The following is a 14336-nucleotide window of genomic DNA, read 5'->3' as shown; positions in this document are numbered from 1 at the left end:
GGCGGTAGACTTCGACCGATGGGGAACGACGGGGCGGCCGCATGCAGCCCTGGGCGGAGGGCCCGATGAAGCGCGACACAGGAGCCGGCGCGGCGAGGCCCCGGCATCTCTTCCGGCCCTCGCCGAGATGACGGCGGCTCCCGATCAGGACCGCAGCAGCTTCAAGGCACGCCTTCGTCCGGCCGTCGGCCCCGCCCTGTCCTTCGGCGACCAGATCCTTTCCAGCATCTGCAATTTCCTGACGACCTTGTTGCTGGCGCGCGCGCTCGGGCTCGAAGCCTTCGGCCTCTACACGACGGTCTGGCTCGCGCTGTATCTGGCGATGAGCCTCCAGCTCGGCCTGATCGTCAGCCCGATGATGAGCATCGGTTCGCAGGAGGACGAAGCGGAAGCGCAAGCCTACTACACCGTGGTCTTCGTCCATCAGGCCGCCTATGTCGCCGTGGCGGCGCTCGTCATCTTCGCCGTCCTGACGTTTGCCGCGGCCGCGACGGCGCTCGACGGCGCGGCCCTGCCGGGCGCGGCGACCGCCGCGGCCTACCTGACCCAGGATTTCCTGCGGCGATACCTGTTTGCGCGCCGGCGCCCGGCGGCGGTGCTGCTGATCGACGTCGTCAATCAGGCGCTCAAGCTCGGCACGCTCGCCATTCTCTGGCATGCCGGTCCGATCGGCGTCGCCCATGCGCTATGGGCCGTCGCGGCGGCAGCCGCCGTTTCGGCGGCCTGCGGCCTGATCGTGTCGGGCCCGTTCGTCTGGAAGCCGGCGGTCTTCCCGGCTGTGACGCGCCGGCAATGGCGCTCGGCCCGCTGGCTCGTCCTGACCGGCTCAGTGCAATGGATGCTGTCCTATAGCGGCCTGCTGGTGACGGCGGGCCTCTTCGGTCCCAGGATCCTCGGCGCCCTGCGGGTCGCGCAGAGCCTCCTCGCCGTCATGAATGTCGTGCGCGAGGCGCTCGAGAACGTCGTTCCGCCGCTCGCCGGGGCGGCCTTCGCGACGGCCGGGTTGCCGGGGCTGCGGCGCGTACTGGGACGGGCCATCGGATTCGCCTTGCTGATCGGCGTCTCGGCCACCCTCGGACTGGTGCTGTTCGGTCAGCGCCTGCTCCATCTGCTCTATGGCAGCGAGATCCTGGAATTCGACTGGGTGATCGCCTGGTACTCGCTGATTTTCCCGATGGCGCTGGTGAACCTGGTGTTGGGCTGTGCATTCCGGGCGCTGGAACGGACCCGGCCGCTTTTCCTCACCAGCCTCTCGGCGGCCTGCTTCAACCTGCTCGCGGTCTATCCGGCCGCACTGATCTTCGGCGTGGCGGGGCTGATCTCGGTCACGCTTCTGACGGAACTGATCACCCTGATCGTCCTGACGGTGCTGATCGCGCGCACCTCCGGCCTGCTGAGCGGGCGCGGGGCCCGCCAGGGCGGCCGCTCCGCCGGCGGCGAAGCCGCGGTGGTCCCCGCGCCATGATGTCGCCGCCGCCGTCGCAGGTGCATCTGTGGTGCTGCCGCACCGATCTTGGCGAGACGGAGGCGGCGGAACGGCGCGCGATCCTGTCGGGGCCGGAACGGGCCCGCGCCGATCGCTTCCGCGTGGCGCAGGCCGGCATCGCCTTCGTCGCCGCGCGCAGCTGGCTGCGGCAGGTCCTGGCCGCCTATACGCAGGTTCCGGCGGCGCGCCTTCGCTTCGGGGAGACCGCGTCCGGCAAGCCGTTTCTCGCCGATGGCGACGCCGATCGGCCCGTCGCCTTCAATCTCAGCCATTCCGGCGATCTCGCCATCGTCGCGGTGACGGCCGGGCTGGCGGTCGGCGTCGACATCGAACGCGTCCGCCCCGTGCCGCCCGATGTCGCCGCCGCCTGCATGACGCCCGCGGAGGCAGCGGCCCTCGCGGCGCTTAAGCCCGAATCCCGGGACGAAGCCTTCATCCGCTGCTGGACGCGCAAGGAAGCCTGCCTGAAGGCGACCGGCGCGGGGTTGAATACGCCACCGTCGAGCGTCGCGGTGTCGCTCGATCCGCTCTCCGCGCAGGTCCTGGCCGTCGGATCCGATGCCGGGGAGGCCGCGCGCTGGCAACTCGCCGATCTGCGGCCGGCACCGGGCTATTGTGGCGCGCTGGCCGCGCGCCGGCACGGCTGGTCGGCCGTCTGGATGGCCCGGCCCGAGCCGGCGCCGGCCGGCGCGCTCATGAACGCTATGCCTGCACCGCCTCGATGATGCGCAAGGCCATGGATTGCGAGCCGGCCTCCGAGAACGCGCCCTCGTGCCCCTCGCCCCGGATGGCGAAGCGGGGCGTGTCGGCGGCGAGGTGACCGGTCCAGCCGAGCGCGGGATCGGGCGGCCAGCCTTCCGGGATGGCCTCGCTGCGGAAGAGCAGGACGCGGCCGTCGTAATCGGGCAGGACATAGCGCTGGACCAGGGCTTCCAGCTCATCGGTCGTGCGCCAGAAATCGGCCTCGTCGGCTGCCTCTTCGGCCACCCTCCAGAAGAACAGGCGTTTCACCTGGCGGATGGCGGCCGTCGATTGCAGCCAGAACCCCATGCGCGTGGCGAAGTTGCGCGGGCCGCCGCGCCAGAGCCGCCGGGCGAAGCGGCCGGCGCGTCTCAGCCTGAAGAGCAGGCGCGCGCGGTAGGGTTGCCGCAGGAAGTAGCCCGGCGCCCAGCAGTCGATCAGCACGAGCAGATCGACCTCGTGTCCCGCGGCCGCAAGCTGCCTTGCCGCCTCGTAGGCGATCACCCCCGACCGGCAGAAGCCGGCGAGCCGATAGCCGCCATCCGTCCCGGTCGCGACGATCGCGTCGCAATAGGCGGCCGCCAGCTGCTCGATCGAGGCGGGTGCCGCTCCATCGACGGTCGGCTCGATGAGCTGCAGGGCGACGAAAGGCTGATCGGGACCGAGCCCCTGCGACAGCGGACGATACAGGCGCAGATTATGGGCCGTGTGATTGAGCGCGAACAGCGTCGGCTGCGTGCCGGCCTTCTGGAGCCAGGTCCGGCGCAGCCCCGCGGCGCCGATGGCGGGTGCCTGGATCGAGGCGACCGGCAGCGCCTGCGACAACGGCGCGGCGGGATCGGCGAGCACGGCCTCCGCGATGCTCTCATATTGCGCGACGAGCCCGCTCGCGGTCGCCTCGTCATAGAGGTCGCGGTGATATTCGCAGGTCAGGCGCCAGCCTTCCTCGCGCTCGACCAGGATGAAATTCAGATCGTAGAGCGCGCCCGGCAGGGGCGAGGGAATGCCGGATAGCTGGAAGCTGTCATTGGCGAGCTCGCCGATGAAGGCACGCTGGACGATGAAGTTGATCGAGAGCGGCGGGCGGCTTGCGTCTCCCCGGGTCGGCAGCATGGAGAGGACCCTGTCGAAGGGCCACAGATGATGATCGACCGCATCCTCGAAGGTATCGCGGGCGGCCCGGCACAGCGCGCCGAAAGACAGATCGTCCGTGACGGCCGTTCGCAGCACGACCGTGTTGACGAAGGGTCCGACGATCGTTTCCAGCTCGGCATCGTCGCGGGCCGCCATCTGCGTGCCGAGCGCGATGTCGCATGCGCCGGTGCGTTGGTGCAGCAGCTCCAGCAGCACGGCATAGGCGGCGCAGAAGAAGGTCGTGCCCTCGCCGCGTGCGAGCTCGGTGAGCCCCGCGGTCAGCGGGCGTGGCAGCAGCCGCGCGAGGGAGGCGCCGCTGGCGCTGCGCAAGGCCGGGCGCGGCCGATCCGGCGGCACCACGGTGTCGGGCAGCTCAGCCAGCTGCCGTCGCCAGTAGGCCTCCTCCCGCGCGAATTCGCCCCCGGCGAGGCCGTCCCGGCTCCCCTCGGCGAAATCGGAGTACTGCAGCGGAAGATCGCGCAGCGCCGGCTTGCGGCCTCGCCCGAGCGCCTGATAGGCGGCGACGAAGTCCTTGGCGATGATGCCCATCGACCAGCCGTCGCTGACGATGTGGTGCGCGATGACGAGGATCACCGCTTCGGCCCGGCTCTGCCGCAGCAGCGTCGCCCGCAACAGCGGAGCCTCGCCGAGCGCGAAGCTCGTCCGCGCCTCGATCTGCGCGATGCGATCGGCCTCGATGGCCCGATCGGCCTCCGCCAGGCCCGACAGGTCGATCTCGGGCAGCTTGAACGGGATATCCTCCGCAATGGCCTGGACGGGGCGGCCATCCTCCTCGCGGATCGAGGTCCGCAGGCTTTCGTGCCGATCCAGGATGGCCTGGAACGCGTCCTGCGCGAGAGAGGCGTCGAGATGGCCGCGAATGCGCCATTTGACGACGATGTTGAGCGCCGGCGTACCGGGATCAAGACGGTCGAGCCGCCAGTAGCGCTCCTGGACCGAGGAGCAGCGCGCCGTCATCACGATCCGCTCGGGCGTGTGGACGGGAACTTCCGGCTCGCGGGTGAAATGGTTCGGCATGGCCCCGCTCACCCCTGTTCGCGTTGCGAGACGGCATCCGGACCGGCCGGCACCGCCGCCTCGCGCGGGCGACGCCAGGCCCGCTTCCAGAGCGGCGACGTGGCGGCCACCGGCTCGACGGCATCCGCCTCGGGCAGCACGGCGACGACGCCCGCGATCGTCCGGTTGCGGAAGAAGTCGCGGGCTGCGACCTTCAGGCCCTCGCGGCGCGCCCGCCCGGTGATCTGGAAGATGCTGAGGGAATCGGCGCCGAGATCGAAGAGATCGTCGTCGATGCCGATATCGTCGCGCTTCAGGACCTCGCTCCAGATGCGGGTGAGAATGTCCTCGGCGGGCGTGCGCGGCGCGGCCTTGTCGGCCTGCGGCGCCGCGACCTGGGCGGCGGGAACCGGAAGCGCGGCACGGTCGAGCTTTCCGCTCGCATTGAGCGGCAGGGCCGGCAGCCCGACCCAGTGAGCCGGCACCATGTAGTCCGGCAGCTCCTGCGCCAGGGCGGCCCGCAATGCGGCCGGGGCCAGGTTTTCGGCGGTCGTGACGTAATAGCAGACCAGGCGCGGCTCGCCGGGAACATCCTCGCGCAGGATGACGGCCGAGACGATGCCCGTCCGGCGGGCGAGGACGGCCTCGATCTCGCCGGGCTCGATCCGGAATCCGCGCAGCTTCATCTGATGGTCGAGGCGCCCGAGATGCTGGATGCGGCCGTCCGGAAGATATTTGGCCCTGTCGCCGGTGCGGTAGACACGCGCGCTGGCGCCGGGATCGACCGGGTTCGCGACGAAGCTTGCGGCCGTGAGCTTCGGATTGCCGGCATAGCCGCGCGCGAGCCCCGCGCCCGCGATCAGCAATTCGCCGGGGATGCCGACACCGGCGGGCGCGTCATTGGCGTCGACGATATAGAATTGCGTGTTGGCGATCGGCAGGCCGATGGTGACGACCTCGTCGTCGGGCCTGATCCGGGCGACCGAGGACCAGATCGTCGTCTCGGTCGGGCCATACATGTTCCACAGCGCGCCGCCGCCGGCCATCAGCCTGCGGGCGAGATCGAGCGGCAAGGCCTCGCCGCCGCAAAGCATGCGCAAGCCGGGCCAGGAGCTGAAACCGGCTTCCAGCAACAGCCGCCATGTCATCGGCGTCGCCTGGAGCACGGTGGCCCGGCTCTGGTTCAGCCGCGCCAGCAACGCCGAGCCGTCGCGCGCTTCCTCGGCGCTGGCGATGGCGACGCGGCCACCGCTGACCAGCGGCAGCAAGAGCTCCAGCATGGCGATGTCGAAGGTGACGGTGGTGACGGCGAGGAGGGTGTCTCCATCGCCGAAGCCCGGCTCGCGCGCCATGGCGAAGAGCAGGTTCGAAAGCGCGCCACGGCTGATCTCGACGCCCTTGGGCGCGCCGGTCGAGCCGGAGGTGTAGATGACGTAGGCGAGCTGATCGGGAGCGACGGACGCCGTCCTGATGCCCGCGAGCTTGGGCTCGGTCCGGTGAACGTCGATGACCGCGACGCCTTCGTCCGGCTCGATGACGGCAGTTTCGCGCGAGCCGGCGCTCAGCAGGGCCGCGGCTTCCGCGTCCCGCAGGATCCGCAGGATCCTGGCCGCCGGCATCGCCGGGTCGAGCGGCACATAGGGGAAGCCGGCCTTCAGCGCGCCGAGCATGGCGGCGACGAGGGCGGGCGAGCGTCCGATCAGCAGCCCGACGCGGCTTTCGGGCGCGTCGAGCCTGGCCGTCAGCTCGGCCGCGATGCGGTCGGCCCAGGCGTTAAGAGCGGCATAGGACAGCTCTTCCTCGCCGCACGACACCGCGATCGCATCGGGGCGTTGCCGCGCCTGCATCTCGAAGGCCTCGACCGCATCCTGCCCGTCCGGGAAGGCGATCCGGGTGTCGTTGAGGTCGGCGACGAGGCGCTGGCGCTCGCCTGCCTCGATCAGCGGCATCGCCGCGATCGGCTGGTCCGGGTCGGCGACGAAGGCTGAGAGCAGCGTGCGGTAATGCCCGAGCCAGCGATCGATCGTCGCGGCATCGAAGAGATCGGCGCCGTAGCAGCAATCGATGCGGAGCCCGTCGTCGGATTCGACGATGTTGACGTAGAGATCGAAGGTCGAGAAGGATTTCGGGTTCGGCTGCACGCTTGCGCGCAGCTCCGGGCCGAAGTCGAGACGATCGGCCAGGCGCTCGAGGTTGAACTGGACCTCCACCAGCGGCAGCCGGCCCCGGACAGGCGCGACGCCGAGCCGCTTCAGCAGCGTGCCGAGCGTGCAGCTTTGATGGTCGTAGGCGTCGAGGATGACGCGGCCGACCTTGTCGAGATGGGCGCTGAAGGGCTCTGCCGGGTCGATCGCCGAGCGAACCGGCAGGAAGTTGACGCAGTGGCCCACCGGAGTCGCGCCCTCCAGCAGCGATTGCCCGGCGGCGGGGATGCCGATGACGAGATCGCGCTGGTCGCTGAGCCGCAGCATCAGCACCTGGAAGGCGGCGAAGAGCGTGGCGAATAGGGTCCGGCGGCGTTGGGCGCCGGTCGCCTTCACGTCGCGGTAGAGTCCGGCATCGATGAAGGCCGTGCGCGTGCCGCCGCGGAAGCTGCGCGTCGCCTGCCGGGGACGATCGGTCGGCAGATCGAGAGGGGCCGGGATGCTCTCGAAGATTCCCACCCAGTAGGCCGCGGATTCCTCAGCGCGCGCGTCGTCGCGGATCAGCCTGGCGTAATCGGCGAAGGCCATCGGCGCTTTCAGCGCGTCGACGCCTGCACGATAGGCCGTGGCGATCTCGTCCAGCAGGATGTTCGTCGACCAGCCGTCGCAGACGATGTGATGCGCCGACAGGACGACGACGTGCTTCCTCTCGCCCAGCACGACGATCTCCGCTTCCGCCGCCGGCCCCTGCACGAGATCGTAGGGCTCTCTCGCGCGCGCCTCGATCCGGGCGCGCAAGGCGGCTTCGGGATCGGTCTGGCCGCTGAGATCGACGATCGCGACGGGGAGCGTGTCGGAAGGGGCGATCCGCATCGTCTCGCCATCGGCGGAGAAACGCGCGTGGAGGATCGCGTGGCGCGCCGCGACCTGCCGTATCGCCTCCGCGAGACGGGCCGCGTCGATGGCGCCGTCGAGCGTCAGGCTGACCGATTCGACGAAGGCGGCGCTGGCCTGCGGCCCCGTCTGGTCCGAGAGCCAGATCTCCGTCTGGGCCTCGGTCAGGGGAAGCTCGATCGCGGCGGGGACGCGCGCGATCTGCGCCGGCAGGATCGCTTTCGGCAGATGCATGGCGTCAGCGGCGCCGGGCAGCATCCCGTCCTGCCGCATGAGCCGCAGGCTGTCGCGGAACGCCTCGACGATCGACGCGATCTCGGCGTCGCCATGCTGCGTCGTCAGGAAGCACGGGTAATGCTCCTGGATGAAGATGCCGCGCGCCCGCAGATGGTAATGCAGCAGGCTGCCGAGACGATGGTCGCGGCCCGGCTCGAAATACATCACGCTGCCATAGTGCTCGATGGGCACATCCCAGCCGACTTCCGCGAAGCCCCGCTTCAGTTCCGCGACGAGGTGCTGCGTCCGGGCCGTCAGTTCCTCGGTCAGCGCGGCCCCCCTGTCCCTGACGTGCTTCAGGACCGCGACCGTCGCCGCCAGCACGAGCGGATGCCTGACGAAGGTTCCCGCGAAGAAGGTGACGCCGGCCTCCGGCACGCTGTCGTCGCCAAAGCGCCAGGCGCCGCCGTCGAGCGCGTCCATGAAGCGGGAGACGCCCGCCAGCAGGCCGATCGGCAGGCCGCCGCCGACGACCTTCCCATAGGTGGCGAGGTCCGGCTTGATGCCGAGCAGGGCCTGGACGCCGGCCGGATGCACGCGGAAGCCGGTCACGACCTCGTCGAAGACCAGCGCGGTCCCCGCCCGTTCGGTGATCGCGCGCAGCTCCTTCAGGAAAGCGGCGGGGAGATATCCGGGCCGGCGGCTCTGGACCGGCTCGACCAGGACGGCGGCGAGCTCATGGGCATGCTCGCGCAGCCAGGAGAGGCTCTCATCAGTGCCGTAATCCAGCACGGTCATGCGGCCGACGGCCTGCGCCGGGATGCCGGGCGCGGCGGGCAGCGAACGATGCTCTCCACCCGCGCCGACGCCGCGCACCAGAACCTCGTCGAACTGGCCGTGATAGGCGCCGGAGAAGGCCGCGACGCCGTCGCGGCCGGTGACGGTCCGGGCGACGCGCAGCGCCGCCATCACCGCTTCCGAGCCGGTATTGCAGAAAGCGACGCGGGCGTGGCTGGTCAGCTCGCAGAAGAGTCGCGCGGCCTCGTGCGCCAAGGGCGATTGCGGACCGATGGCGAAGCCTTCCGCAAGCTGTGCCTGAACGGCCGCGACGACGAAATCCGGCGCGTGGCCGAATGCGGTCTGGCCGTAACCGTTGACGAGGTCGATATAGGCGTTGCCATCGACATCCCAGATGCAGGCGCCTTTCGCCCGCGCGGAGACGATCGGATAGACCATCTCCTTCCAGTCCGTCGTGAAGCCGGCGACGGTGCGCGGATCGGCCAGAACCGGACGGCTCTCGTCCGCGAGCCGCTTCGAGGTGGAGGTCTTGCCGACATAGTCCGCCGTCAGCCGGGCGATATGGGCGCGCTGCGCCTCGGTGAGCGCCTCGCTGCCGGTGCGGATCAGCGGCTTGAAGCGCGCGGGCGCCTCCTTCGCGGAAGCCGGGGCGGCGGCCTGCCGTGGCGGCTGGGCCGGCGGCGGCGCCGTCTCGACGACGGGCGCGGCGGGCTGGCCGCCCAGGGCCTGCAACTGACGCTCCATCAGCCGCGACATCACCGCGAGCTGCTCGCGCATCAGCGCATCGACCCCGGCTTCGCGCGGCTGCTCCCGGGTGATGGCCGCAGCGGGCGCGGGAGCGGCGGGCTGCGCCAGGGCCAGCGCGGCAGGCATCGCCACGACCGGAGCGGGCCTGGTGATCTCCGGCGGGCATGTTTCCGCGATATGGCGCGCGACCTCGTCGATGCTGGGCAGGTCGTCGAGAAGCTGCCGGAACCGGATCTGCACGCCGAAGGTCGTCTGGAGGCTCTGCGCCGCCTGGGTCAGCAGCAGCGAATCGAAGCCGAGTTCGAGGAAGCTCGCGCCGCTGTCCGCCGCGCTGAAGGAGCGGCCCGACAGGTTCTCGAAGATCGCGGCCACGCGGCTGCCCAGTTCCGGGCGGCCCGGGGACATGTCGGCATCGGCTTGGCGGTACATGGCGGGATCCTGATCGGGTTGGCTCGAACGCTGGGTTGGAGTTACGGGGTCCGGCGCGGCCGATGCGTTCCCGGCCGGGGGGTCGACCCAGTGCCGGCTGCGCTCGAACGGATAGGTCGGCAGGCAGACGCGCCTGCGGCCGCCTTCGCCGTGCCAGGCGGCCCAATCGGGCATGACGCCGACGCTCCACAGGCGCCCGACGGCCGCGGCCAGCATCTCCCCGGCATCGCCCTCCGGCGCTGGCAGGCAGGAGACCGTGTTGCACCCGGCCCCCGCGCCTTGCCGCGCGAAGCTCGACAGCGCGGCCCCCGGTCCGACCTCGAGCAGCACCGGCGAGAGCTCGCGCGCCAGCGTGGCGATGCCGTCGGCGAAGCGGACGGGCTCGCGGGCGTGGCTTGCCCAATAGGACGGGTCCGTCGCCTGTTGCGCCGTCACCCACTGGCCGGTGACGCCCGAGACATAGGGCAATTCGGGCGGGCGCAGGCGGATCGCCGCGACCGCCTCGGTGAAGGGCTCGATCAGCGGGTCGAGCATGCTCGAATGGAAGGCATGCGAGGTCTGCAGCCGGCGATGCGTCACCCCCCGGAGCGCGAGCTCGGCTTCCAGCGCCTCGATCGCCTCGAACGGTCCGGCCAGCACGCTCATGCCCGGCGCGTTGATCGCGGCGAGCGAGACGCCGTCGCGCGCCAGCGCCGCGATCTCGGCATCGGGCAGGCGCACGGCCAGCATCGCGCCACCCGGCAGGTCCTGCATCATTTGCCCGCGCGTCGCCACCAGCGACAGGGCATCCTCCAGCGAGAAGACGCCGGCGATGCAGGCGGCTGCGAACTCGCCGACGCTGTGGCCGATCATGGCGGCGGGGCGCAGGCCCCAGCTCGCCAGCAGTTGCGCAAGCGCGTATTCGACCGTGAAGATCGCGGGCTGGGCGAACCGCGTCGCCGAGAGGCGCTCCGGATCGGCCCCGCCATTGCTCGGATAGAGCAGGCCGCGCAGATCGCAATCGAGCTTCGGCTTCAGGATCTCGCAGCAGAGATCGACCGTTCGGCGCAACACCGGCTCCCCGGCATGGAGCTCGCGCGCCATCTGCGGATATTGCGAGCCCTGTCCCGGAAACATGAAGACGAGGTCGCCGGCGCCGGAGATCGCCGGAGCCCGCGCCGCATTCTGCTTGCGCAAGGCGGCGGCGGCTGCGGCATGGTCGGCGCCGGTCACGGCCATGCGGTGCGCGAAAGCTCGCCGCCCCGTCTGCAAGGTGAAGGCGATGTCGGCGAGGTCCTGCTCGGGATGCGTTTCGAGATGGTCGGCGAGCCTCTCCCGCGCCGCGTCGAGCGCCGCGGTGCTGCGGGCCGAGAGCGTCAGGATCTGCGTGCGTCTGGCGGGTGCCACGGCGCCCATTGCGGGCGCCTGCTCCAGCACGAGATGGACATTGGTGCCGCCGAAGCCGAAGGCGCTGACGCCGGCCCGGCGCAAGCCCTCGACGGGCCATTCCTGCCGGCGGTCGGCGATGAAGAACGGGCTGTCCGGCAGCTCGAGCGCCGGATTGGGCTCGGTGACATGCAGGCTCGCCGGCACCGTTCCGGTCGCGACCGAGAGCGCCGCCTTGATCAGGCCGGTCACCCCGGCGGCCGCGTCGAGATGGCCGACATTGGATTTGACGGAGCCGAGCGCGCAGAAGCCGCGATCCTCCGTCGTCAGGCGGAAGGCGGCGGTGAGCCCGGCAACCTCGATGGGATCGCCCATCGGCGTGCCGGTGCCGTGGCATTCGACATAGCCGATGGAGCGCGCATCGACATCGGCCGCCGCATGGGCCATGGCGATCGCCGCCGCCTGGCCGTCGACGCTCGGCGCCGTGAAGCCGACCTTGGCCGCGCCGTCGTTGTTGACGCCGACGCCGCGGATGACGGCGTGGATATGGTCGCGGTCGGCGACCGCATCCTCCAGGCGTTTCAGCAGCACCATGCCGGCGCCGCTGCCGAAGACCGTGCCCGTGGCGCCGCTGTCGAAGGCGCGGCAATGGCCGTCCGTCGAGACGATGCCGCCCTCCTGGGCGAGATAGCCGCGCCTTTGCGGGAAGGTGATCGAGACGCCGCCCGCCAGAGCCATGTCGCAGCCGTGGCAGAGCAGGTTCTGCACGGCCTGCGCCACCGCCAGCAGCGAGGTCGAGCAGGCCGACTGGATGGCGACGCAGGGGCCGGTCAGGCCGAGCTTGTAGCCGATCCGCGTCGCCGTGAAATCGCAAGCCGAGCCGACCAGCATCGGCAGGTTGCCGATCTGGAAATTCGAGGTGTAGGCGGCCACCGTCGCGCGGTCCTGGAACAGGTTGTTCAACAGATAGGTGCCGGAGGTCGCGCCGGCGAAGACGCCGATGCACTGGCCGGGACCGGTCGGATCGTGGCCGGCATCCTCGAGCGCTTCCCAGGCGCATTCGAGCAGCAGCCGCTGCTGCGGATCGGTGACGGCGGCCTCGCGGGGCAGCATGCCGAAAAAGGCGGCATCGAACAGCTCGACGCCTTCCAGAACGGATCGCGCCGGAACGTAGTTCGGCAGCGCGCGGGTTGCGGCATCGAAGCTGTCTTCCAGCTCCGTGGCGTCGAAACGGGCGATCGATTCCACCCCGTCCAGGAGGTTGCGCCAGAAGGAGGCGACATCCGCCGCCCCGGGAAAGCGGCCGGACATGCCGATGATCGCGACGGCATTGCGCGGGAGCAGGTCACTCATGAGGGCCACCGGCAGGCAGGGTTCGAAGGCGGGGATCGGGAGGGTTCCCGCATGCGCATCCCGCGTTCGCGGGCGGCGGCGAGCAAGCCGGGCGCGCCGGCGCGCGCCGGTTCAGGCCCGGCGAGCGCGCGCAGGTTCGGCCGGCGGTACAGATCGACCAGCCCGAGCCACCCCATCTCGGGGAGGAGGCGGCGGTGAAGCTCGACCATCAGCAGGGAATTGCCGCCGAGGTCGAAGAAATTGTCGTCGATGCCGACGAGATCGAGCTGGAACACGGCCGCGGCGGTTTCGGCGAGCTTGCGTTCGAGCGGATTGCGCGGGGCGCTGTAGGGCGCGACGCTGTCGGGCCGCGACCGGCCGGGCGCCGGCAGCGCCGCCCGATCGAGCTTGCCGTTCACCGTCAGCGGCAGCTCGGGCACGAAGACGAAAGCCGCCGGCACCATGTGATCCGGCAGGCCGCGGGCGAGATGGGCCTTCAGCGCGGCAGGCGACGGGCGCTCGCCGCCATTGCCGACGAGATAGCCGACGAGGCGATCGCCCCCCTCGCCGCAGCGGAGCATGACGGCGGCCTGCCCGATCGCGGGATGCGCCATGAGCGCGGTCTCGATCTCCCCGAGCTCGACGCGAAAACCCCTGATCTTGACCTGCTGGTCGGCCCGGCCGAGATGCTCGTATTCGCCGTGCCGGTTCAGCCTGCCGAGATCGCCGGAGCGATAGAGCCGCGCGCCCGGCTCATGCGGATGCGGCACGAAGCGGGCGGCCGTCAGCTCCGGCCGGTTGAGATAGCCGCGCGCAAGCCCCGGCCCCGCCACGAAGATCTCGCCGGTCTCGCCCGTCGGGACCGGCCGCATCGTCTCGCCGTCCAGCAGCAGGATGTCGAGATCCGGGATCGGCCAGCCGATCGGGCTCGATCGCAACGCCGTGTCCGCCGGCGACAACGGGCGATAAGTGACGTGAACGGTGGTCTCGGTGATGCCGTACATGTTGACGAGATGCGCGTGCTCGCCCCGGCGCGCGTACCAGTCGGCGAGCCGCCTCGGATCCAGCGCCTCGCCGCCGAAGATGACGAGACGCAGCATGAGCCGCTCGCGCCCCTGGCGGTCCTGATCGGCGCGGTCGAGCGCGGCGAAGGCGGAGGGCGTCTGGTTGAGGACGGTGACGCCCTCCTCCGCGATGAGGCCCAGGAAGGCGGCGGGATCGCGCGTCGTGCCGTCGGGCACGATCACGAGCCGCCCGCCATGGAGCAGGGCCCCCCAGATCTCCCAGACGGAGAAATCGAACGACACCGAATGGAACAGGGTCCAGACATCGCTGGAGCGGAAGCCGAACCAGCCTTGCGTCGCGCTGAAGAGCCGCGTGACGCAGGCATGTTCGACGGCGACCCCTTTCGGGCGGCCGGTCGAGCCGGAGGTGTAGATCACGTAGGCCAGGTCGCCGGCTTCGGGCGGACGCGCCATTGACGCCGGAGGCCGCGCCCCGGCTCCGTCGTCGTCACGAGGGTCGAGCCGCCGGCAGCCGTGCGGCAGCCAATCCGCGCCATCGCCGGCCGCGACGACGATCGCGGCGCCGGCATCCTCGACCATGAAGGCCAGGCGCTCGCCGGGATAGGCGGGGTCGAGCGGCAGATAGGCCGCGCCGCTCTTCAGGATGGCGAGCATCGCCACGATGAGCTCGAACGAACGCGGCAGGCTGAGCCCGACGATCGCGCCGGGTCCGGCACCCAGCGCGCTGAGCCGCTCGGCCAGCCTGTCGGCACGCCGGTCGAGCTCGGCATAGCTGAGGCTCGCCGGGCCGAGCGACAGCGCGGCGCGATGCGGGTCCATGCCGACCTGTTCGGCGAACAGGGAAACGAGGGTCGCAGCCGCAGCGGCCGGAGCGCCGGCGGTTGCCTCCCGCGATACCTCCGGTCGGCGCGCGCGCCGGTCCGCTCCATCGCGGATATCGGGCAGCCCGTCACGTCCCGGTTTGCGGCGGCGGGTTTTCCTGTCGAAAGCCTTGCTCATGGAGGAAGG

Annotated in this window: 5 protein-coding genes; 2 read left to right on the top strand and 3 right to left on the bottom strand. The window is 70.8% G+C overall.

All coding sequences use genetic code 11. The features are described from left to right. Positions 1-127: 127 nt before the first annotated feature. Both M9917_RS08210 and M9917_RS08205 read left to right on the top strand, forming a co-directional pair. Complete coding sequence (locus tag M9917_RS08210) at positions 128-1465, top strand: polysaccharide biosynthesis protein (RefSeq protein ID WP_297252602.1); 1338 nt, start codon at positions 128-130, stop codon at positions 1463-1465. After that, entirely contained in the window at positions 1462-2211 is a 750-nt protein-coding gene (locus M9917_RS08205; protein WP_297252600.1) for a 4'-phosphopantetheinyl transferase family protein, read from the top strand. The genes M9917_RS08210 and M9917_RS08205 overlap by 4 nt, the downstream gene beginning before the upstream one ends. Here M9917_RS08205 and M9917_RS08200 read toward each other — a convergent pair. From M9917_RS08200 to M9917_RS08190, 3 genes are read right to left on the bottom strand one after another with little or no spacing between them, the layout of a single operon-like run. Further along, on the bottom strand, positions 2189-4399 hold the full coding sequence (locus M9917_RS08200; RefSeq protein ID WP_297252598.1) for a condensation domain-containing protein: 2211 nt from the start codon (positions 4397-4399) through the stop codon (positions 2189-2191). The genes M9917_RS08205 and M9917_RS08200 overlap by 23 nt on opposite strands. Before the next feature lie 8 nt (positions 4400-4407). Further along, positions 4408-12324, bottom strand: coding sequence for a non-ribosomal peptide synthetase/type I polyketide synthase (locus tag M9917_RS08195; protein WP_297252596.1), 7917 nt, complete (start codon positions 12322-12324; stop codon positions 4408-4410). Further along, positions 12321-14327 (bottom strand): amino acid adenylation domain-containing protein, encoded by a 2007-nt coding sequence (locus tag M9917_RS08190; RefSeq protein WP_297252594.1) that lies wholly within the window; start codon positions 14325-14327, stop codon positions 12321-12323. The genes M9917_RS08195 and M9917_RS08190 overlap by 4 nt, the downstream gene beginning before the upstream one ends. Between the last annotated feature and the right edge of the window lie 9 nt (positions 14328-14336).

This window comes from Bosea sp. (in: a-proteobacteria), from assembly GCF_023953965.1.
Taxonomy (GTDB): Bacteria; Pseudomonadota; Alphaproteobacteria; order Rhizobiales; family Beijerinckiaceae; genus Allobosea.
The sequence above is the reverse complement of the archived record's forward strand: the minus strand, read 5'-3'. Positions and strand labels throughout refer to the sequence as shown.